Origin of the sequence: Sphingobacterium rhinopitheci (assembly GCF_022627575.1) — a bacterium.
Classification (GTDB): Bacteria; Bacteroidota; Bacteroidia; order Sphingobacteriales; family Sphingobacteriaceae; genus Sphingobacterium; species Sphingobacterium rhinopitheci.
Map to the genome: position 1 here is coordinate 70,104 of NZ_JADEYQ010000005.1, position 21,771 is coordinate 91,874.

16 protein-coding genes, 2 tRNA genes and 2 pseudogenes are annotated in these 21,771 nt (G+C 35.5%); 5 read left to right on the forward strand and 15 right to left on the reverse strand.

Features of this window, described 5'->3' with window-relative positions:
- Positions 1 to 13: 13 nt before the first annotated feature.
- The 7 genes and pseudogenes from IP023_RS07600 to IP023_RS15925 all read right to left on the reverse strand — a co-directional run.
- Positions 14 to 1,342 (reverse strand): D-alanyl-D-alanine carboxypeptidase, encoded by a 1,329-nt coding sequence (locus IP023_RS07600; protein WP_241789667.1) that lies wholly within the window; start codon positions 1,340 to 1,342, stop codon positions 14 to 16.
- Between the two features lie 4 nt (positions 1,343 to 1,346).
- A complete protein-coding gene (locus IP023_RS07605; RefSeq protein ID WP_241789668.1) occupies positions 1,347 to 3,404 on the reverse strand; it encodes a S9 family peptidase in 2,058 nt (685 codons plus the stop codon).
- A 428-nt stretch (positions 3,405 to 3,832) separates the two neighbouring features.
- Complete coding sequence (locus IP023_RS07610; RefSeq protein WP_241789669.1) at positions 3,833 to 4,993, reverse strand: AI-2E family transporter; 1,161 nt, start codon at positions 4,991 to 4,993, stop codon at positions 3,833 to 3,835.
- Positions 4,994 to 5,300: 307 nt separating this feature from the next.
- Complete coding sequence (locus tag IP023_RS07615) at positions 5,301 to 5,939, reverse strand: outer membrane beta-barrel protein (protein WP_241789670.1); 639 nt, start codon at positions 5,937 to 5,939, stop codon at positions 5,301 to 5,303.
- Positions 5,940 to 6,202: 263 nt separating this feature from the next.
- A complete protein-coding gene (locus tag IP023_RS07620; protein WP_241789671.1) occupies positions 6,203 to 6,970 on the reverse strand; it encodes a class I SAM-dependent methyltransferase in 768 nt (255 codons plus the stop codon).
- A gap of 324 nt (positions 6,971 to 7,294) precedes the next feature.
- Positions 7,295 to 7,678: a hypothetical protein gene (locus tag IP023_RS07625; RefSeq protein ID WP_241789672.1), complete on the reverse strand. Its 384-nt coding sequence runs from the start codon at positions 7,676 to 7,678 to the stop codon at positions 7,295 to 7,297.
- A gap of 190 nt (positions 7,679 to 7,868) precedes the next feature.
- Positions 7,869 to 7,991 (reverse strand): annotated as a pseudogene (locus IP023_RS15925) (JAB domain-containing protein); the annotation flags it as partial.
- Between the two features lie 731 nt (positions 7,992 to 8,722).
- On the opposite strand from IP023_RS15925, the gene IP023_RS07630 reads away from it, so the two are divergent.
- Positions 8,723 to 9,331, forward strand: a complete 609-nt coding sequence (locus tag IP023_RS07630; protein WP_241789673.1) for a hypothetical protein — start codon at positions 8,723 to 8,725, stop codon at positions 9,329 to 9,331.
- A 424-nt stretch (positions 9,332 to 9,755) separates the two neighbouring features.
- Here IP023_RS07630 and IP023_RS15930 read toward each other — a convergent pair.
- From IP023_RS15930 to IP023_RS07650, 5 genes and pseudogenes are all read right to left on the reverse strand, one after another.
- Positions 9,756 to 9,878, reverse strand: a pseudogene (locus IP023_RS15930) (JAB domain-containing protein); the annotation flags it as partial.
- 165 nt (positions 9,879 to 10,043) lie between these two features.
- Positions 10,044 to 10,117 (reverse strand) — tRNA-Met (locus tag IP023_RS07635).
- Between the two features lie 97 nt (positions 10,118 to 10,214).
- Positions 10,215 to 10,625, reverse strand: a complete 411-nt coding sequence (locus tag IP023_RS07640; RefSeq protein ID WP_241789674.1) for a hypothetical protein — start codon at positions 10,623 to 10,625, stop codon at positions 10,215 to 10,217.
- Positions 10,626 to 10,797: 172 nt separating this feature from the next.
- Positions 10,798 to 11,415, reverse strand: a complete 618-nt coding sequence (locus tag IP023_RS07645; protein ID WP_241789675.1) for a porin family protein — start codon at positions 11,413 to 11,415, stop codon at positions 10,798 to 10,800.
- Between the two features lie 285 nt (positions 11,416 to 11,700).
- Positions 11,701 to 11,774, reverse strand: a tRNA-Met gene (locus IP023_RS07650).
- A 238-nt stretch (positions 11,775 to 12,012) separates the two neighbouring features.
- Here IP023_RS07650 and IP023_RS07655 point away from each other — a divergent pair.
- From IP023_RS07655 to IP023_RS07670, 4 genes are all read left to right on the forward strand, one after another.
- A complete protein-coding gene (locus tag IP023_RS07655) occupies positions 12,013 to 12,390 on the forward strand; it encodes an START-like domain-containing protein (RefSeq protein ID WP_241789676.1) in 378 nt (125 codons plus the stop codon).
- Positions 12,391 to 12,456: 66 nt separating this feature from the next.
- Positions 12,457 to 13,929 carry an LptF/LptG family permease gene (locus IP023_RS07660; RefSeq protein ID WP_241789677.1) on the forward strand — a complete coding sequence of 491 codons (1,473 nt, stop codon included), beginning with the start codon at positions 12,457 to 12,459 and terminating at the stop codon, positions 13,927 to 13,929.
- Between the two features lie 72 nt (positions 13,930 to 14,001).
- Complete coding sequence (locus IP023_RS07665) at positions 14,002 to 15,216, forward strand: bifunctional 3,4-dihydroxy-2-butanone-4-phosphate synthase/GTP cyclohydrolase II (protein WP_241789678.1); 1,215 nt, start codon at positions 14,002 to 14,004, stop codon at positions 15,214 to 15,216.
- 82 nt (positions 15,217 to 15,298) lie between these two features.
- The gene (locus IP023_RS07670) at positions 15,299 to 16,729 is read left to right on the forward strand and encodes an NAD-dependent succinate-semialdehyde dehydrogenase (protein WP_241789679.1); all 1,431 of its coding nucleotides are present in this window, start codon (positions 15,299 to 15,301) and stop codon (positions 16,727 to 16,729) included.
- 175 nt (positions 16,730 to 16,904) lie between these two features.
- Here the strand turns inward: IP023_RS07670 and IP023_RS07675 are convergent, their stop codons facing one another.
- The 3 genes from IP023_RS07675 to IP023_RS07685 form a co-directional block, all read right to left on the reverse strand.
- Positions 16,905 to 18,866 (reverse strand): CotH kinase family protein, encoded by a 1,962-nt coding sequence (locus IP023_RS07675; protein WP_241789680.1) that lies wholly within the window; start codon positions 18,864 to 18,866, stop codon positions 16,905 to 16,907.
- Positions 18,867 to 19,254: 388 nt separating this feature from the next.
- Positions 19,255 to 21,009, reverse strand: coding sequence for a fimbrillin family protein (locus IP023_RS07680; protein WP_241789681.1), 1,755 nt, complete (start codon positions 21,007 to 21,009; stop codon positions 19,255 to 19,257).
- A 15-nt stretch (positions 21,010 to 21,024) separates the two neighbouring features.
- Positions 21,025 to 21,204 carry a hypothetical protein gene (locus tag IP023_RS07685; protein ID WP_241789682.1) on the reverse strand — a complete coding sequence of 60 codons (180 nt, stop codon included), beginning with the start codon at positions 21,202 to 21,204 and terminating at the stop codon, positions 21,025 to 21,027.
- Positions 21,205 to 21,771: the final 567 nt, after the last annotated feature.

The window sequence follows — 21,771 nt, forward strand, 5'->3', positions numbered from 1 at the left end:
AAATACCTAAAGTCTATTTATTCTCGATGTACCATATCAATACCTCTTCTATTTTCTTGCGGTAATCATTGGCATTACCTCTATGGTTATTAATTAAAAATGAAAAGGCTAGATTAGTATTTTTCTTTGTTTTAAGATAGCCACTTAGCCCCAAGTGATCTGCTAAAGTACCTGTCTTAGCAGCGATATTAGGTTCATAACCCAAATATAGACCGCTCAATGTACCTTGATTTCCTGCGGGTAATATATCTATTACGCGATCTCTTATTCCTTCCGTATTGATCTGACCCAATAGATTGATATACTCATTGGGTGATATTAAGTTATTACGGCTCAAGCCACTACCATCGGCCCAACGGCCAGCATCGAGTACATCCGCAAATAAGGTATTTCGTAGGTTCTTTATCGTTATATAATCGGACACCTCCCCCGTATTGTATTTACCGACCATGAGCAATATTTGCTCTGCTATAAAATTATCGCTACGCTTCATCATTATCCCTAGCAAATCATCGGTAGGGACCGTATAAAAAGCCTTAAATTGTAAACCTTCAGGACGCTCCTTCCATAAGCTTATATCGGCTTGGGGATTTCGCTTTACAAGGGTATCCCTTAACAATAGAAATGGTAATTCCTCATTTTGCTGACGCGTATATCCCGTTACCAAATGAGTTGCATTACTATTATTGCTAAACACAAAAGAGTTCGATTGCTCGTCGCGCTCCACACGTACAAAACGATTGTGGTCAACTTCTTCCTTTACATTATTGATACTATCCGTAAAGAAGGAAGGAACAGCATAAAAATTGTTTCCCCTTTTAGCAAAACGCACCAAATTAGCATACATAGGCATTACAGAACGCTCCACAGCATAATTATACAGATGCGAATTCCATGACCAGCCAGCACCAAATCTACCTATATTTGCTGAGCTAGGTAATATTAAGACTATCTTCTTATTGGTATTGCACAACAAGTCAAATAACTTTTGCTCTTTAAAATCGCTATGCATAAATGATGGATCAGCATTAGGCTCAATATATAATGTATGATGATCTTCAGCAATAAACCAGCCTGGGATAGAGTCGCCAAAAGTACGTATAGCGCTATACATACTCAGCAATTTGGTGTTACTAGCGGGGATAAAATAATTAGCCGCATTGCTCTCCTCCAATACTTCTTTTGTATCCAAATCTATGATCTTAAACCCTACAAATGCGGTATTTAATAGCGAATCACTCTGCACATTAAGGTTTACATTTTTATTGATTGACTTTTTAATACTACAACTTCCTAAAAAGGAAATTATCAATAAAGCGACTATTAATCTACAATACATCATATGCTTATTTGTTATTATGGAGTTTACGATTTAAAAATTCAACAGTAGCCTCTTTCACGTTAACAAGATTTTCAAACATTTGCCAATGATGATTTTCATCAGGAATAACGAGCGCTTCGACCGCTATATTTCTTGATTTCAACCTTTTGTAAAGATCGATACTCTGGCTGAAGGCGACATTTTGGTCATCATCAGCATGAATTAGTAATACTGGAGACTGCCAACTATCTACCCACCTCGAAGGAGATGAATCCCAGTTTAGTCGTGACGCGAGCTCAAAATCAGGCGCATAAAAGTCAGGATTTTGCTTTCTTTGTCTATTATGTACGCCATGAATATCAACCCCTACCTTAAAGATATCTGAATTTTTGGCTAGGCCCATTGCTGTTAAGTAGCCACCATATGAACCGCCAAAGAGACCTACTTTAGCAGGATCTATACCCTTCTGCTGCTGCAACCATTTGCCTGCTGCGAGTACATCTAAATATTCTGATGCCCCCAAGTTACCAGAGGAATCAGGATGTTGGAAATCAAAACCATAACCTGTCCCCATCCTATAATTTATAGACAATACCGTATATCCGAGCTGTGCTAAATATTGATTGACGATATAATCATTGAAATAATAATCCGAATGGTGCCAGCCTAAATACATCTGCCTACGCGGACCACCATGAATATATACCAATGCTGCACCATTACTTTTACCATTTCTAGGTTTAAATAATTGAGCGGAAGATTTTATACCGTCTTCAGCGGTAATAAATACCTGCTCCGGCCTAACGAAGTCGTTATCTTTATCATCAAATAAAGCATTGCCCACGGCGATATTTTTCTTTGATGCCATATCATAGATATTTGGTTGTGGAGGACTATTGTACGTACTAGAACGAAAACCTATCAAATTATCATTATTAAAATAGAATGGTGCCATCTCTATACCTTCACCATTGGAAATCATTGACATAGCAGTAGACTCCACATCTACAACACCAATATGCGAACGTTCAAAATCATAGGTATCAAGGCCATTATTCGCGGCAAAGACTATTTTCGTACCTGCATTATTGTATGCAAAATCATTGACTTCAAATGTACCCTTCGTTAATTGCTGTACCTTGTTATTTCTGCTATCCAAACGGTATAGATGTGGCCACCCATCCTCATAGGACATAAAAGTAATATAATCAGCATGCTTCCATTGAAGATTTACCTGCCCTGCAATCCGTGGAAATGTAGCCTCTCGCTTAGTCGCTGCTTTGTAGATCTCTTTGGACTCTCCTGTCGATACATCAGCTATACGAATAGACCAAGGCTGATAACTGAATGATGTTAATGAATCCAAAGGACCTCCTACTGCTTCACGACGTACAAATGCCAATTTATCACCTTTAGGAGACCATTGTGGAAAAGCATCTGTATAAAATGAAGGGCTTATCCATTTTATTCGGTTCGACATAGTACTGAATATACCTATAAAACTATAATCCCCTCTCTTAGCGACAAAAGCCAATTTGCTGCCATCTGGTGACCACTGCATATTGGAGGCTATTCCCCTTACGTGAAACAACTGCTTACCGCCATTATCCTTATCTAATGGCGCAGTCCACACTTGCCCAGACCTGCTATAGGTAATATGCTTGCCGTCAGGATGAAAAGAAGGATAATTACCTAGCCCAATTGTGTACAGCCTATTCTCTTCTACATTATAAGAATATATTTCTATCGATGTAGCCTTAACTAAAGAGGCAGAGTTTGTAGCTACAGGAGCAGTATTGGCACCGTGATCCCCTCCCCTTACAAAAATAACCCACTTACCGTCCGCAGACATCGCTAAGCTTGATATTTCTTGTGCATCATCGCTATCAAATGCTGTAATCTTGTGCATTTTATATGCTGGTCCTTGGACATAATAAATATTGCGATGACCGCTATCATTAACGGCAAAAGCCAAACGATTGGCTTTGGAAGCAGCCACTATTTTTCCAACATATGGCGTAGCAAGTAATTCACGAAGTGAAATTGATTGAGAAAATGTGCTTTTAGCACAAAACACAAACATTATACACAGTAAAAAACACCTATTGAAAGGTTTTAGGTTAAAACAACTTAACATTGGTAGGTTATAAGGTTTAAATTATCCTCAAATTACAAAATAATAATCTTATAATTTGAGGATAACAAAGAATAGTTTAAAAAAACAGATAATAAATAGCTGTATTTGGAAAATATAAAAGGAGAATTAACTGATTATCCCCTTCTTGCGCATAATGCTTTAATACATAGACTACGCACAAAAAAAACAATACAATACTTTTTTCACAAAAGTGGATTTCATATCAAAAGTGGTTAAAATTGGGTTTTAACTACAAGACGATTAGCAATCACTTTCGGACAAAAAAAAGTTTACCCATATTGGATAAACTTTATAGCCACTTTGGATAGCGCTATATATACATATTAGGAAACAGCAATAAGCTGTAAATAGAACTACGGTGCTACGGCATTATCCTCGTTTTCGACAGCATCGTCCTTACATTCTTGTATTTCTATAGCACCATGCAACTGTCCTCTTAATATATGAAAAGAATGGTCTGAAGAATCATCTTCACCCAATAAAAAACCCCAAGGCTTTAAATCATAAATTCTATCACATATAATTTTTGCAATTGCGAGAACAGGTATAGCCAAAAACATCCCCGAAACACCCCATATCAATTCCCCAGAAATAATAGCTAACATCGCAAACAAAGAGTTTACTTTAACTTTTGATCCTACAATTTTGGGCACCACAAAATTACTATCTATAAGATGAACGATCCATAAACCTATGATGACAAATAATACATTTGCCGCAGAAGAAGTGGCAAAAGTGATAATAGAAATAATAATGATAGCGCTAAAAATACCTACATAAGGAAGTACATTGATAACCCCGGTGATCATTGCTAACATAACAGTATATTTTACCCCAATTACAGACAAAACAATAAATGTCATCGTCGCTACAATACACATTTGCACTATTAAACCGATCAAATATTTCTTTACAACGAATTGTATTTCCTTAACGATATCAATAACGACACTTTCGTGCTCCTTTTTATTTAATAGTATTAAAAAACGTAGAATGTGTCTTCTATAGATAAGTAGAAAGAAGGTGTATAATAACGTAAAAACCAACAATATCAGCAGTGAAGACAGCGATATCAATGCTATACCGACAATAGCTGTACCTTTACTCACCGAGCTACTCAATGTCTCGTTGAGATATTGTGCCTGCTTGCGATAGCCTATATTGAAGGTCGATGTCACCCAGTCTTGAAAAGTACGCGTTTCATGGAGTATCTGTTGTTCAAAGGAGGGCCAATCTTCTTTGAGCATAGTCAGCTGTGACCCGATAAGTACTAAAAGACCTACAATAAGGCCAAAAAAAGCAATCAAGCCAACGATTGCAGCCAATAAACGAGGAAATCTCAACTTATTTTCTAGCCAATTACAAACAGGAACTAATAATAAAGCGAATAGCAATCCCAATATTAGGGGCACTATGATGAGTTGCCCGACATGCATTATATAGCCTAAACCTATAATACTCACTAGCGTACAAGCTAGTTTGGTATAGAATGGTAATGTTAAAAATCTCTGCATTTTGGAGGATAATATATAATAACCAAAATACACATTTTTTGTTTGCTAAAAAAGCATACAATCATTGATTATATATTGTCCCGATAAAACTAGCTTATTGCCGATTTGGATGTCTATTTAGAATCAGGTAACATGATTTATGAACCCTTAGAAATACTATTCAATAGCGGATTAATACAACTACAAAAAATGAAATAGATAATTCGGTAGTGCGAAGCTCCCAAATTGCTGTTATCGAAGGTTAAAAAGGAGCTTATAAAAAAAGGAGACATCATATGCCTCCTTTTGCAATTAAATATACCTACACTTATAATTTGAATGTCAGCCCAAATTGAGCAGCATTAAAAAAATTGTTAAAATTATTGATGTTGACATCAAAATTGTTCGTCGCCTTATCCCCATTCCAATCTACTCTTTTGCTATTGTATCCAATAAGGTTAGCAAAAGCGAAGTTAATAGCTAATTTGTCTGTTAAGAAATAATTAGCGCCAAGACCAGCATTCACACCGATTCCATTTACGCTAGGCGAATCCGTGGTATTGCCCCCAGTAATAGTCTTCACTATTGATGAATTATAACCAACGCCTAATTCGGTATACGTTTTAAAGCGATTTCCTAATTCTAAGAAATAATAACGCCCAAATGCGCCAAAGCCAAAGCTATTGGTGTTTAATTTGACCGTATTCGATCCGCTATAATTTTCGCGTGAAGTAGACCCTATTGATAGGTCGACCCCCAAAGCCACTCTTTCACTTAAGAAAGCGCCTACTTTTGGTGAAAAACCAAATGCTGAGGTTTTGATTTGTGTATTTTCATTGTCCGCGTGGTTGTACGTTAAACTTCCCTCGACAATAAAATTTCCTTTTTGAAAACCTGTTATTTCTTGCGCATTGGAAACAAAAGTAACCCCGGCAATAGCGGTTAAAGTAAGTAAAATGTTTTTCATAGTATTTCGATTTATTTCTTAGTCAAGAAACAAGAACCATTCCAAAACCCACTGAATCACCCTGATGCAAATGTATAAGCTAAACACAAAACATCAATAACAATAATAATTTATTGAATAGAAATAAATCACAACATCCCAAAAAATAAAAAATATATAACCATTATGCGCAAACGCATAAATGAAAGTATTGAATAGGAAAGACACCATTATTTATACTAAAAAGTAGCTCAGCATTACTTTTTTACATAAAAATAATTAGGCTATTTTTTTAAATTAATAATACAGATCCATGCCCACCATTTGAAGGGGCTATTTTTATCCAAAACTATACTATCCCAATTGGCTAGCTTCATATATAATCTTTTAAAAAATCTACTCTTCCGAAAGGGAACAGCTAGCAATGTGAGAAAAGAAAAGTACTTAAATTGGCTATTGGGAAAATAAGAAAGGATTAAATCTATATCAGCCTTTCGAAAGGGTTGCTCATCGATAGTTCGCGCTTTAGGCGTTAGCTTTCTATATAAGTTGATGAGCATATTGGTACCCAAGGGTTCCATAAATATAGCATTGCCATCCGGCTTCAAAATACGCTTCAATTCATGTAAAGATTTATTTAAATCCAAATGATGTAAAATCGCAGTACCATAAATCAAATCAAACTTGTGATCTTCGAAGACCGTATCCGTAGCATCCATCACCTCCACCTCAATATTGTTGATAGTGTCTTTTTCTATCAATGACCTTGCACGCGCAATACGCATATCCGAAATATCAATACCATAACCGTATTCAATATATTTGCTGTATTGCAGCAAATGATGGCCATCACCGCAACCATAATCCAACACAATGGATTTCTTTTTATGAAGTAATGAACGTATTACCGTAAAGTAAAAGGTATTGGCATCATCATTTGCTGCGTAGTATTTGCCACAATCTGCACGAACATATTTGTCTTTAGCAAATACCTTATTATGCCAATCTTTCTCACGAGAAACTCTTTCACTATCTTCAAAAATTTTATTCATTAACTTAAAGTTAATATAAATTTCCAAGTAAACATATTTATTGAAAAACATAATATCCAGCTATCACTATTCAATATAGACGAAAACCTTATATCAGCAGAAACCAAAATATAACATCATACAAATAGGCTATTGAGAAATATTAGGAAGAGAGGAAGTTTCCAAAGCTTGAAGTAGGATAAACTATTTTACAATAAATTGCAAATTGTGAGCAGCACTATTTTTAATTTATCAAGTTTGACGTATCTTCATGCCGGTAATTTCGAAACGGAATGCCTTATAACCTAATAAAATTTCAGAAATGGGAAACTCCGAAATTTCAGTTTAGCTCAAATCAATATTCAAATATACCTTTATTATATAGATTATTATTCCTGATATAATTGTGACTCCAATTCCTATGATCCACTGATTTTTTATTAATTCTTTCTTATCAGGTACATTTGATGTTATAGATGAAACATTTCCATCACCTATATTCACATTAGTAGAATTAACAATATTGTTTACAACACTAGTAGGATTTAACTTTTCAGTATCCTGCTCAACAAAATTAGTATTAGCAAAAAAAACTAACCCCTTCTTAGTAAGAATTATATGGTGAGGATCAGGATTATCAAAGTTCACCCCCATATGCCTTACTTTAACATATCCGTAAGCTTCTGCAACTTCGAAAAGATTATTAGCATAATCACGGTTAAAACCCAATTGTGTATAAACATCATACCAAGCAATACCTTCTCTATTTTTATATTATAGTCTCATGATTTTGTCTAAATCACTCCATTCAGTTTTGTTCATATAATAATGTTTTTTTAAGAAAAATAAACATTATTATATGATTATCAAAATTTAAAAATTCAAAAGACAAGTGGGATTGAGAGCCTTGAATTTCAATCTAAAAATCCCTTTCATCCTTTAAACTATAGTATCCATCTTCCGACACAATAATATGATCACACACTTCAATATCCAATACCTTACCAGCTTCAACAGCCTTATTTGTAATAGCCTTATCTTGTGGACTAGGTTCTAATCAATCTAAAAATACCCTTGATCCTTCTGTAACCTTAGATACACAGGCGTGAATATAAAATGCAAAAGGCACTAGTAATCTGTCACATACAGATACTCCAAAAAGGTATAAACGCAAAAAAGCTTCAAGTTTCCTTGAAGCTTTAGCCAGTAGCGGGGAGCAGGATCGAACTGCCGACCTCAGGGTTATGAAAGGCATCTCAAATAACAAGAAATGCGTTTAAATACCCTTAAACCGCGTAACTAAAAGCTTCTTAAAGTATCTTTTTAGCAATTAATAGAGCGCATGTAGAGCGCTATAATTAATAATATTTAGGGTAAAAATACTAAAATTCAACAGAAAATGAATGACCCTTTAGCAAAAACAATTAAGCTCAATCCTACTAAGTAGCTAGATCTAAATTTCTATTTGCTATCTCCTATTCGCTCGCCGTCCTGCGAGTTGAGCGAGGTGTCGTTGAAGAGAAGTCCGATAGGACGATTCAACGATATGTACGTAGTACACGAAGACTGTTGGCGGTATTTTTGAAAAAAGGATTGTGTGATGGGGATATCAAAAATAGTGACAACATCGAAGCCTGAGCGACACGCAGGCGAGCCTAATCGCTAAAAGTGATTGGATTTTAACCAGGTATGCTAATACCTAGTTAAAATCCAAAGGAACTTTTATGAAGCCTCTATCAAGGTAAAGAAATAAGTGTGACATAATATTTTATTATGGCAAGATTATTTTCTATCTTGGTAGAGGCGAAATGCCTTTTATCTGCAAACCTAACACAACATAAATCTCGAATGAAAAATAGGTTTTTAAAATTTTGGAATTATTTAGGTAATCAAACTAAACCACAATTTTTCCATAAATATGTTTTACCCTCTTTGTGTATTTTCTTCCTTTGGGGCTTTATCGGACATCAAATATTAATTCATATAGGAGAAGATTATTTAGAAGCTAAAAATGGAACAATAACAGAAATTGGAATTAAATTCGAACAAGGAACAAGACAATACCATAAACAATACCCACTAAAAATAAAACTTGATAATAATATTGAATATAGATTGCAAGATTTAAATGAAGAATTATTCCCTTACATTTTGAGCCATATTTCTACAGGAGATTATGTTACAATTTATACGAGAAAAAAATGGTTGAGCATTTTAAGTTGGGGTAAGAAGAATGACTTGTATAAAATAGTAAAAAATAATAAAGAAATACTATCATTTTCATCGTTAATAAAGAGCATAAGAACACAATCTAATATCCCAGGTGTTTTTTTCTTCGTGCTGATTCCTTGGTATATTATATATAGAATTAAAAAAACTTAAAGCCTGCAGACAACATGGGTCACTCTTGCACAACATCGGATTTTATAGCAAAACATAATATATTGGACCTCGTTTAAGACTTTCTAAGCGAGGTCTTTTGCATTAACTATAATACCCTTCTTCATTCACTATCAAATAATCTTAAACCTCGATATCTAATACCCTTCCAGCATCAATAGCTTTAGTAGAACCTTATCCTGTGTACTTTGTTCTATGTACAGAACAAAATTCTGACTCGCTCGTGACTCACATCGAATTTTCGAAAGTCCCTTTTCGATTGGTTAATAATTTTTTAAACGTAGGACATAACCTATCCATCCTTGTTGTGTAATTAGAAAATTTCCTAGGTTTTCTTTTTCACAAGAACTTCAAGCTAACGCTTATTATCTTTAATATTTTTTACTAGAGTAAAGATATGTAATAATTAAAAATATCCTTCATCTTTTAGACTTAAATAAGTGTGTGGTGTTACGATCAAATGATCACAGATAGTTATATCTAAGAAGTTGCCACATTCAACAGCTTTATTCGTAAATGATTTATCTTGTGGACTAGGTTCTAATCAATCTAAAAATACCCTTGATCCTTCTGTAACCATAGATACATAGGCGTGAATATAAAATGCAAAAGGCACTAGTAATCTGTCACATACAGATACTCCAAAAAGGTATAAACGCAAAAAAGCTTCAAGTTTCCTTGAAGCTTTAGCCAGTAGCGGGGAGCAGGATCGAACTGCCGACCTCAGGGTTATGAATCCTGCGCTCTAACCATCTGAGCTACCCCGCCGTTTTTCGTGCTGCAAATATAGGTTTAAATAACTATAAACGCAATAAATGTTTAATTTTAATTGATATTAATATTCCCATCGAATACCAAAAAAACACTAGTTTCGGTGAAACACAAATGTAGGATTATCGAAGCTGATAGAAGCGGGATCGTAATAGGGAATGCCCATATATACATGCTGGAGACCATTCCCTTGCAGCAAGATATTACCTTGACGCAAGAGCACAAAAGCCTTACGCTTCTCGTACTTGGTCCTATATGGAGTATATATAAAGTCCCCAATCAGGGTATCGCCCATAATCTTACCGCGTACCTTTCCCAGTTCAGTATCCTTTCCTACGCCTTTCACCCGCATATTACCATGGTAAGTATCCTTATAAATAGTTAGTGACAAGTAAGCGGTATCTTTTTTATAGATAGCGACATACTCTTCTGCCTTTTCAACATTGGTATTACAGGAGCTCCATAGTAGCACAATAATACTACTGTAGAGTACGGACGACATCATTTTTAGCATACAAAGAAGCAAATAATTGAAAAACCCTAACACAAGAATTAGAGCTAACGTATAAAAAAATGAGTCCAATAGGAAATCGAACTCATCAACACTAAATATTTTATAAAAAACGATATAATGTGGGCTGCACAATAAAAATAGGCCTCCCCCATCTTAGGTTATATTAGAATTTGAAACCTACGCCCAATTGCGTTACTCTATTTTTAGAGCCATCATAATACTGATTAGATTTACCGACATTGGTCAAGCCTAAATTATAACGGGCATTAACAAAAAAACCATTAGGAAGATCGTATGCCAGACCAGCACCAATTCCAAAATCAAAAGTATTTACTTCCTTTTTAAAATCTGTATCTTCCTTAACTTCTACCCCATTTGTGGTAATCTCATCTTTGTTGGTAGCTTTCAATAGTAACCCAAATTGTGGGCCCAATTCAACAGAAAAGCCTTTTATAAAATAGTATTTTGCCAAAAGTGGAAGGTTAATATACTCCAATTTGTCATGATTGTGATGGTGAACAGAGACAGAGGCTACCGTTTCGGAATAGATATTCTTTGCACCTTGTGATGAATACACTAATTCAGGTTGAAAAGAAAACTTGTCCGACAATTTCAATTCAGCAACAGCACCTACATAGAAACCAGGAAGCATTTTCCCTTTAGGTACATCTGACAATGTAGAGAAATTTACCCCCGCTTTAGGGCCGATAGTAAAATTCTGTTGTGCATTTGCGGAGAAAGAAATAGCAACTAATGCCGCAATAGATAGTATGTTTTTCATTTATAATAGTTTAACATGAGAATATAAACGTAAAAATACAATATATATTCTATAACCATTATACAGCTTAGTATTTTTGTCTCCTCGTTCTTACCCTCCTAGACATAAGTGCAACAAATATCGCTACAAGAGAAACGATAAAGCCAATGGAACACTATTGGGTATCCAGTAATTTGTCAATTCGACTATACTTTATTTATTATAAACGAGTTGACAAGAGTAAAAAAGTGAATTAAAAAGGCTTAAACGCAAAAAAGCTTCAAGTTTCCTTGAAGCTTTAACCAGTAGCGGGGAGCAGGATCGAACTGCCGACCTCAGGGTTATGAATCCTGCGCTCTAACCATCTGAGCTACCCCGCCGTTTCCGTGATGCAAATATAGGAATAAGGAATAGATTTCAAAAGGTTTTTTATTTTTTTTCAAAAAATAATGCGCCCAAAATGCCAGAAACACACAAAACACTAGAAATGAAAGATATATAAAATGCGATTATTTTAGGTAAAAAATAATTTTTATTATAAGTATTATACTTTTAAAACAAAATTATGTATTATTACAAAAGACATTACCAAAGTATTTAAACTAAATAGAGAGCTGTATGGCAGAGAAGACAAAAATTACGCTAGAATATATTATAAACTCGTCTCCTAGAATATTATACCCGTACTTATTAGAACCAAATGATCTTGCCCAATGGTTTGCTGACGATGTATTATATCACGATGGTATTTATGAGTTTATTTGGGACGATGAAACGCATCGTGCAAAACTTGTTAGCTATAAAGAGAACAAAGTGGTACGTTTCAAGTGGATTGATGATGAACCGAATTATTTTGAGATGGAGATTATTCAAGATGAGCTAACGAATGATGTAGCACTATCTATCACGGACTTTTCAAAAGAAGAAAATGTAGACGATAGAAAAAAAATATGGGATAATTCAATAAGCTATCTCCAAAGTGTAATTGGTGCATAAAAAATAATTATCTTTGTATTAACGTCTATCAAAACGTAAACTATTTTTTGAAAGGCACAAAGATACATGAAAAAAGTACACATACTTATATTACAAGCATTTATAAAGCCATTTTTAGTCACATTTTGTATTGTGATGTTTGTGCTTTTAATGCTTTTTTTATTTAAATATATAGATGATTTAATAGGCAAAGGATTCGAATGGCATGTCATCATGGAGCTGATTGGCTACCAATGTGCTGTACAGCTGTCCATGGCCCTCCCCTTGTCCATGTTATTGTCTTCGATCATGACCTTCGGTAACCTCGGCGAAAGTTACGAGTTGGTAGCGATCAAAGCTGCGGGTATCTCTTTGCGTAATGCCATGAAGCCCTTATTCTTTTTGGTAGGGCTATTTGCGGTAACCTCTTTTTTGTTCTCTGATTATATATTGCCTGTGGTAAACCTCAAGATGGGTTCGCTACTGTGGGATGTACGAAATAAAAAAGCCGATTTCCTGATTAAACCGGGAATTTTCAACAATGCTATCCAAGGATATACCATCCGTGCCAAAGGCAAAAGTAAAGATGGTACCGTTCTCAATGATTTAATCATCTACCAGAATACACCAAGCTCCGGTAAGGCTGCCAGCAACGTATTAATTGCAAAGAAAGGTTACATTTATAATTCTAGAGATCAAAAATATATGATCTTAAAATTAATAGATGGTGTTCGCTATGAAGATTCGAGAACAGAAAACCAACAGATATACGACGAACGCCAACAGTTTACAAGGTTCTATTTTAAAGAAACAGAGCAAAAATTCGATATGTCGGGTTTTGATTTGGTTCGTACAGATGAAAGTCTCTTTAAGCAGCATCACCAAATGTTGAATCTTAGGCAACTGAAATTAAAATCAGATACCAATAAGATGGTGATCGATAGTTTGACAAGAGTATCTGCTCAAGAACTACAAAGTAGCAATTTATTTACCTCTTCCTACTTTAGGCAAAATAATACCGAAAGAGCACAGATAGACCCTAAAGGTCCTATTCTGGATTATATTCCAAAAGATGCTAGAAGCAATGTGATAGGAAGTGCGATCAGTCAGGTACAACAATATAAAGATAGAGGGTTTAACCGTATTTCGGAGTACCAAAATGTACTGGACAAAGACCTACGCTACGATATCGAATGGCATAGAAAATTTACCTTAGCTATATCGTGTTTGCTATTATTTGCGGTAGGGGCACCATTAGGTGCTATCGTACGAAAGGGCGGATTGGGGGCTCCCGTGGTGATGTCTATTATATTCTTTTTGATCTATCACATCATATCTACAGTAGCAGAGAAATCTGCCAAAGATGGCGCCATAACCCCATTCTGGGGAATGTGGATGGCTATCGTTGTACTCACGCCTCTTGCTATTTTCTTGACCTATAAATCGACCACCGATTCGACATTATTTGATGCAGGACAATATAAAATTAAAGTACAATATGCTTTAAATTGGTTAAAAAACAAACTCAATATTGGTCAAAAGAATATTTCTCCGAAGTAAAATGACCAGATAATTATACAAACAATAAAAATCCAAGGTATCTTTGTACCTGAAAGAAAAACAACATATTCAATGGACATCAGACTGAATACGATAGAAGAAGCGATAGAAGATATAAAAGCCGGAAAAGTTATCATCGTAGTAGATGACGAAGATAGAGAAAATGAAGGTGATTTTGTAACTGCAGCACGTAATGCTACCCCTGAAGTGATCAACTTCATGGCTACACATGGACGTGGTTTAGTATGTGCACCTTTGACACGTGAGCGTTGTCAGGAATTAGATCTTCAACCGATGGTAGGTCAAAATACAGCAGTATATGAGACTAACTTTACCGTTTCGGTAGATTTACAAGGGCACGGCTGTACTACAGGTATCTCCGCTTCGGACCGTTCCAAAACGATCAAAGCATTAATAGATCCAAACATTGACCCTAAAGAATTAGGTAGACCAGGGCATATATTCCCACTTATCGCGATGGATGGTGGTGTATTGCGCCGTACAGGACATACCGAAGCATCGGTGGACTTAGCACGTTTGGCGGGATTTGAGCCTGCAGGTGTATTGGTAGAGATCCTTAAGGATGATGGCGAGATGGCACGTCTTCCAGATTTGATGGAAGTAGCTAAGCGCTTTGACTTGAAGATCATCAGCATCGAAGATTTGATCGAATACCGCTTGAAACACGATTCATTGATCAAAGAAGAGGTATCTATACATATGCCTACCGAATTTGGCGACTTCCAGATGAAGGCTTTTACACAAAAAAATACAGGTGAACAACACCTTGTTATATATAAAGGAGAATGGACAGAAGATGAGCCTGTATTAGTACGTGTACACAGCTCTTGTATGACAGGTGATATCTTTGGATCATGCCGTTGCGACTGTGGTCCACAATTGCACAAAGCAATGGAGATGATTCAGAAAGAAGGTAAAGGTGTTATCGTCTATATGAATCAAGAAGGTCGCGGCATCGGACTGATCAACAAATTGCATGCATACAAATTGCAAGAAGACGGTGTTGATACTGTTGACGCTAATATCCAATTGGGCTTCAAAGCAGATCTAAGAGATTACGGCGTTGGTGCGCAGATATTACGTTTTATCGGTGTTACCAAAATGCGATTGATGTCCAACAACCCTACCAAACGCGCCGGCTTAGTAGGCTACGGTCTGGAGGTTATCGAGAATATCCCTATCGAGATAGAATCGAATCCTTATAATGAGGAATATTTGAAAACAAAAAGAGATCGTATGGGTCATACGATAATGAAAAATTTATAATATTAAAAAAAGAGGTTTATACCTCTTTTTTTATGTATAAAACATTAGGATTCAATACGTGTTAACTAGTAAAAGAAGAATCATGAAAAATCCATTATTTATCGAAAAAGCGTATATCAACGGAGTATTTATAAGCTCCACAGATACCTTTAACGTAATAAATCCTGCTACAAACATGGCTATCGGCTCACTACCCGATCTTTCTGTAGCACATTGTACGGAGGCGATCATCGCCGCTGACAAAGCATGGAGCACATGGAAAAATACAGCTTTGAACGAGCGTACAAGCATCGTTCGTAAGTTGTATGATTTGATAAATACAAACAAAGAACAGCTTGCACAGATCATGACCTTAGAAAGTGGTAAACCACTTCAGGAGTCATTGGGTGAGGTAGATTATGCGAATTCTTTTGTCGAATGGTTTGCCGAAGAAGGGAAACGTGCCTACGGCGAAACGATACCATCATTGAATAATACGATACGATTGTCAACGATCAAACAGCCTGTCGGTGTGGTCGCTGCAGTCACACCGTGGAATTTTCCACTAGCGATGATTACCCGCAAACTAGCGCCGGCACTCGTTGCAGGATGTACGATGGTGCTGAAACCAGCTTCGCAGACTCCATTTACTGCTATAGCATTGGCCAAATTGGCGGAGCAAGCAGGACTACCTGCGGGAGTATTTTCGGTGATCACCTCCAAAGATAGTGCAGCGATTGGTCAAGAGCTAGCTACGCACCCATTGATCCGAAAGATTACCTTTACAGGATCTACAGAAGTAGGACGTACACTAATGGAACAGGCAGCGAGTACGATCAAACGCGTATCCTTAGAATTAGGTGGCAATGCGCCATTCATGGTATTTGATGATGCTGATATCGATAGCGCCGTACAAGGTGCTGTAGCTGGTAAATTCAGAAATGCCGGACAGACTTGTGTTTCTATCAATAGGTTTTATGTGCAAGAGTCCGTTTATGATTTATTTGCCCAAAAACTAACTACTGCAGTAGAGAAACTTAAGGTAGCCGACGGCTTTGAAACAGGAAGCCAAGTAGGCCCACTTATCAACGCTAAGGCTGTACAAAAAGTACAACAGCATATTGATGATGCCATTAGCCATGGTGCCCAGGTGTTGACGGGAGGTAAAGTCATTGAGGGCAATTTCTTTAGTCCTACCGTGCTTATCAATGTCAATGAGGAATGCCTCCTAAAAAGAGAAGAAACATTTGGCCCTATATGCGCATTATTCAAATTCAAGACGGAGGCTGAGGGGATACAGCAAGCCAATGATACGCCTTTTGGATTAGCGGCTTATTTTTACAGTGACAATATACGCCGTGTACAGCGCGTATCGGAGGCATTAGAAGCCGGAATGATCGGTATCAATACAGGTTTAATATCTAATGCTTCAGCTCCATTTGGAGGTGTCAAAATGTCGGGAATAGGTAGAGAAGGTTCAAAATATGGCCTAGACGAATATATGGAGATAAAGTATTTGTGCTACGGTAATTAATAATTTTATGTCACACAAGATATGTACTACTTAGCCATCAGCAGTAGTACATATATAAATAAATAAGGTGTCCTTTTGGGACACCTTATTTATTTATAATAACTTGATACGTTCCATGTAAGCAATCGCAATTTTAGTGCTATTTACAAACATATTACCGCGAGCCATGCTCCAACTACCAACTATTAATCTGGCTATTCATCCAATTGATACGTATTAAATAGTTACTTCTTAGTTTATTTACCGCATCATCACTTTTTAAATTCTTATCATGATTGCGCCCACCACTAGATTTATCCTCATCAGATAATGCCCAAATTCCTTGGTTATCAGTTTCACCGACATCAATCCAATTCAGATCCAATGATTTTTTAATCGTGTTGTATTCCTTATCGATAAACTTAGGAATATCATTCAATAGGCTGCTATATATCGCATTCCAACGTTCTTTTACTTTAGCCTTAAACTTAGCATCTTTAAAGAGTTGATTGTAATAGACAGCCCTATATTCCAAGGTATTATACTCCAACTCACTCGGCACATAATTATAATGCAACCATGACCTTGAGCCTAAGAATGTAGTTAGATCAAAGTCCCAAAGAGGGCCCATTACTAATTTTTGATTGACACCTTTATGCATGTATACACTTCCAGGCAATCTACTATCTCTATTTTCTGTAATCTCTTGTACTATCCAATAATTAACAAAGGAATTAATATCGATATATTTTCCATATTGTGTACTATCCGGCGTACCACCTAGATGTTGAGTACTTTGATTGTAAGCGACTCCTTGCGGTAAAGAAGGGAATATCATTTTCTCAAAAGTATTGAAATAATTAGCGATATAATTCATCTGTTCTGTATTCGCATCTTCAGGATCTTTAACGATAATTGGTATTTGCGAAATAGCAGGTCTGAAATAGCGTGTTTCACCATTTGAATAATACCTATCTACCTCCATCAACCAACCACCAGATATTTTGGTAGGATCCGTTTCTTTATTATCTATTTCATCAATATTAACACGATTTTTATCGATTTTGATTTGTTCTGTCAGTAGGTAATTCCCCATAAATTTACCATTGACTATTACCTCTACAAACCTAGAATCTGAAGTCCATGGTAGATTAAGCTTTTTACCTAATTCAAATGCTACTTTATTTCTTAAAGACGTCTTATCAGAATAATTGGCCAATAATGCCCATCTTTTATGCGGGTTCATACCCATAAAAGTACCAGAAGCCTTATCTTTTAGCTTTAATGCAAAAGGTTTCTTAGGCATATTCCATGTACTATTACCACGGCCACGAATTTCTGTTATCCCTTCCAATTCTGCTGTATTCGTATTTCCTTGAGGATCGAGTTTAAATTTACCCATAGACCATATCTCTTTGCTGACGATATCTTTCTTGTCATCAGTCGTCAAAACAAGTACCGGTAATCCAGACCAAGAATCTTCGGGATTAGTAAGCTTTATTTTGTAATCTTTATAACTATTGTCTAGTGCATAAAATCTAAACGTAACCTCACCTTGGTAGTTATTCTTCGTGATACCACTTTCTTGAATAGTATTATTTACGGTTACTTTTGTAGCATTCGATGACCAAGATGCTACAAGATCAGCTAAATCATGCTTATAGTATTCTATTTTTTGCTCACTATTGAATATACGTTGAATCCCCATTTCTTGTACAAACGATATAGGCATATAAATACTGTTATTATATTCTGGTAGAATATCAAAATTATCAACGACAATTTCAGCTGCTGTCATTGCCCCATTTTTACCAGATTGCTTCACAACAAGTACTCTTTGGCTATCATCAGAGTTTATAGTCAGTGAAAATTTTCTCTCCGACTGAAAATTCTCCGGCAGAGTAACTGTAATTAATGCTCCTTGATCTTTTTTGCCTGAAGCGGGGCTTACCACACATAATGGATCGGAAGACGTGATATTCCAATCATAATTTGATTTAAATTCAAATGTTTTAGTACCTCCAAGATCCGAAAATTCCAAATTCCCTACAGATATAATAATCTCTAATGTTGGTTTGAATAGATCCTTGGTTTTATTACATGCTCCTAACAGAACTAGGGCAATGCAAAGAACCGAATTAATAATTAGGCTTTTCATTTAGTTTACTTTAAATTTAGATATAATAATTGGCCAAAAGTACTGAGAAAATCATTCTAAATATTTTATTAGCCAATAAAAATTCAAAACCTAAAATGCTGAATACCAAAATAATAAAAACCATAAGTTAATAATATTTCACTTAACAAAGAAGTTAAATGAATGCTGATCAGATGAAATGAATTTTGATAACTAAAGGTTTATTATTTATTGCTATTCAATAATAAATCACAAAAACAACATTTTTATTTGTAAAGAAAAGACTACAAATCAGGCTATAAAATAGAAAATGATAAGCCAATGTAAAGGGTAGAAATAGATTTATGCTATCATAAAAAAGGCTATATCCTAATAGGATATAGCCTTTTTGATGATAGCTAACGATTTATTATGGGGTATATGTTCTTACACAACGAATCGTCATTTTAGCATTTAGATTAGCGGCTTTATGTTTAAAATAATCTTGCTCACCATCGATCTGCATCAGATCATAATTAAAGCTTGAATTCGCATTACCATCACTAATTCCTATAAAAACAGAATCATCGACAATTAATCCCCACTCATTAAAATCAGTATAGTATTCTCCTGTGAGTTCTACTTGTGCCGTTTTAAAGAAAGTAACCCAATCCCCATTATCTCCCTTAAATGAAGTATACAAAGTCTGTGGCAAATCAATAAAAGGTCGTTTTGATGACCATTTCACCTTACCTATTTTATTCTTATTCCATTCTTCAGATTGCATTCTTTTGCTGACATCCACCTCAGATCCTCCTAGCGCTTCGACTTCGCTTTCGGTAGGTAATCGCCACAGCCCCTGTGGCGCTACTTTTCTACACGGATCATATTCTACAGCCCAATCAACTTTAGATTGCTCTGTCTGCTCGGTAATCCTATCTTTATCCCAAGGGGTCAACGAATTGTATAGCCAATAATCATTTTCTGCACTCACCAACACACCATTGGGCGTTTTATTTATTTTGTAGGTATTTGTTGCGGGTATATAAGTCAAGTTGCCTCGTGCCCAAATCAGATTACCTACTTTGACACCACTATTATTTGCAAAATTGGCCGTTGGATTGTAAGAATACCCTGGTTTAGGAACAATACTATTAGCCTTAACCACGATATCGACATTGGCGATATTTGGATAATTACCATCCCTATAAGTATATATATCTTGAAGGACTAAATTATTAACACTAAGCGTAATGTCTTTTAATACATTTTCAAAATCCGATGTATATAAATAAGCTACTCGTGTAGAGTCACCATTCTCATTTGCAGAATCAACAAAAGGTAGATTATCAGTAAAATTAGTACTTACTACATTAGTGATCTTATCTTCTAGTAGGTTCAATTGTCCTGTTTTAAAATACCCTTGACTGTTTGTCGCTAGCCTCACATCTAGCGTATTTAATGCCGCAGAGCCTGGTATTGTTGCGGGAAAATCATTCGCCTTCAAAGTAATACCTATACGAGCTAACCGATGTTTAAAACGGATATCTACTTTAAGATTTTCATTTTCACTAGGGATATTAATCTCACCGCTAGCGTACAATAGATCTTTATCAATAGCAGTATTGATCGTCAAATTGGATGAATTTAAAACATCCGTTATTGTATCAGAAGTATTATAAGAATAAGCAATCCATTTGTAACTACTACCATTGTTGACCGTAAATGCCAGTGGTAAAGAATTTGCACTTTGCAAAGCATCTTTATGACCTACATACTTATACGTATTAGCTTCTTTCACAAATAACACAAAACGATAATATATATTGAGGCCTAAACTGTTTACAGCAGTTGCAGCATGCTTACGCGAAAGGCTTGCAGTATTAATGCTGGATTCATTATTGGAATACGACGATTTATCAAAAGAAGTAGCATAATTTATCGCAATCCCTCTATGGTCAATTACCTTTTTATTGAGCTGTTCACTCATCCTATTGGATGCTGCCGCTACGATATCACTAGCCTCATCTATCGCTACAACTTTTATTTCTAATGTTTGATTTTGTAGGTTACCTAACTGTTCTTTTTTAGTGCAACTGTTGAACAATAGAAAGGCCAAAACAAACACGACAAAATTAAACCTAGATTTAATTGAAGCTAAATTATTGATAAAATAAAATTTCATAAAAACGCCTACTATTTAGTTTAAAGTGTATTCCGTATTTGTAAATCCATCCTCTGAAGACCAATCTTCAAGGGTAATACTACTGGAGTTAGGATTAATTTCTAAATTGGATTCGATATTAGAACCAGCAGCTATAGAGTTTTCCGCAAATATTTCCAAAGAAACTATCTTTGGAGCAATGTATTTTTTTTTCATAGGTGTAAAAAAATGTCCATTATCACAAATCCCTATTCATTAGAATAATTTTTCCTAAAGGATCAATTATCATTAAAGAGAAGTAAATAATAGAACAGGGTAATATATTAACAACTTTGGACGCTACAAAAGTGACGGCTGTCACAATTTATTTTCGCGAAAATATGTTTTTAATATCTAAATAAAGAATAATAAAATGCACAAATTAATCACATACGATTAATACATTAAACAGAAAAGAAAAAATACAAACCAGAAAGAATATATCTTTAAGAAAGCCAGATACTTATACACATAGACAAACAACTTTCAGATAACGACATGTAAATTGTAAATAATTCACACATCAGCTCATATTTCAAAAAAACGCTAATTCGTGTCAAACGATAATACGTATCTATTCAGAGATTGAAAAATTTGGAGAAATACATTCTAGTCCATACATTTTTTGTAGTACGCCAATATTGAACCATCCAGCTAAATGAATGCAGCCCTATATGACTCAAAATCAACAAATCAAAAGATTAAAAATAGTATGCTATTGCAAAAGTAGTAGCTATATTAAAA

What these genes read in the sequence shown, in the direction of transcription:
- IP023_RS07665 (WP_241789678.1), top strand. Translation starts at nt 14,002, where the DNA reads ATGGACATCAGACTGAATACGATAGAAGAAGCGATAGAAGATATAAAA.
- IP023_RS07660 (WP_241789677.1), top strand. Translation starts at nt 12,457, where the DNA reads ATGAAAAAAGTACACATACTTATATTACAAGCATTTATAAAGCCATTT.
- IP023_RS07615 (WP_241789670.1), bottom strand. Translation starts at nt 5,939, where the DNA reads ATGAAAAACATTTTACTTACTTTAACCGCTATTGCCGGGGTTACTTTT.
- IP023_RS07680 (WP_241789681.1), bottom strand. Translation starts at nt 21,009, where the DNA reads ATGAAATTTTATTTTATCAATAATTTAGCTTCAATTAAATCTAGGTTT.
- IP023_RS07685 (WP_241789682.1), bottom strand. Translation starts at nt 21,204, where the DNA reads ATGAAAAAAAAATACATTGCTCCAAAGATAGTTTCTTTGGAAATATTT.
- IP023_RS07645 (WP_241789675.1), bottom strand. Translation starts at nt 11,415, where the DNA reads ATGAAAAACATACTATCTATTGCGGCATTAGTTGCTATTTCTTTCTCC.
- IP023_RS07605 (WP_241789668.1), bottom strand. Translation starts at nt 3,404, where the DNA reads ATGTTTGTGTTTTGTGCTAAAAGCACATTTTCTCAATCAATTTCACTT.
- IP023_RS07610 (WP_241789669.1), bottom strand. Translation starts at nt 4,993, where the DNA reads ATGCAGAGATTTTTAACATTACCATTCTATACCAAACTAGCTTGTACG.
- IP023_RS07600 (WP_241789667.1), bottom strand. Translation starts at nt 1,342, where the DNA reads ATGATGTATTGTAGATTAATAGTCGCTTTATTGATAATTTCCTTTTTA.
- IP023_RS07675 (WP_241789680.1), bottom strand. Translation starts at nt 18,866, where the DNA reads ATGAAAAGCCTAATTATTAATTCGGTTCTTTGCATTGCCCTAGTTCTG.
- IP023_RS07670 (WP_241789679.1), top strand. Translation starts at nt 15,299, where the DNA reads ATGAAAAATCCATTATTTATCGAAAAAGCGTATATCAACGGAGTATTT.
- IP023_RS07655 (WP_241789676.1), top strand. Translation starts at nt 12,013, where the DNA reads ATGGCAGAGAAGACAAAAATTACGCTAGAATATATTATAAACTCGTCT.
- IP023_RS07630 (WP_241789673.1), top strand. Translation starts at nt 8,723, where the DNA reads ATGGCAAGATTATTTTCTATCTTGGTAGAGGCGAAATGCCTTTTATCT.
- IP023_RS07620 (WP_241789671.1), bottom strand. Translation starts at nt 6,970, where the DNA reads ATGAATAAAATTTTTGAAGATAGTGAAAGAGTTTCTCGTGAGAAAGAT.
- IP023_RS07640 (WP_241789674.1), bottom strand. Translation starts at nt 10,625, where the DNA reads ATGATGTCGTCCGTACTCTACAGTAGTATTATTGTGCTACTATGGAGC.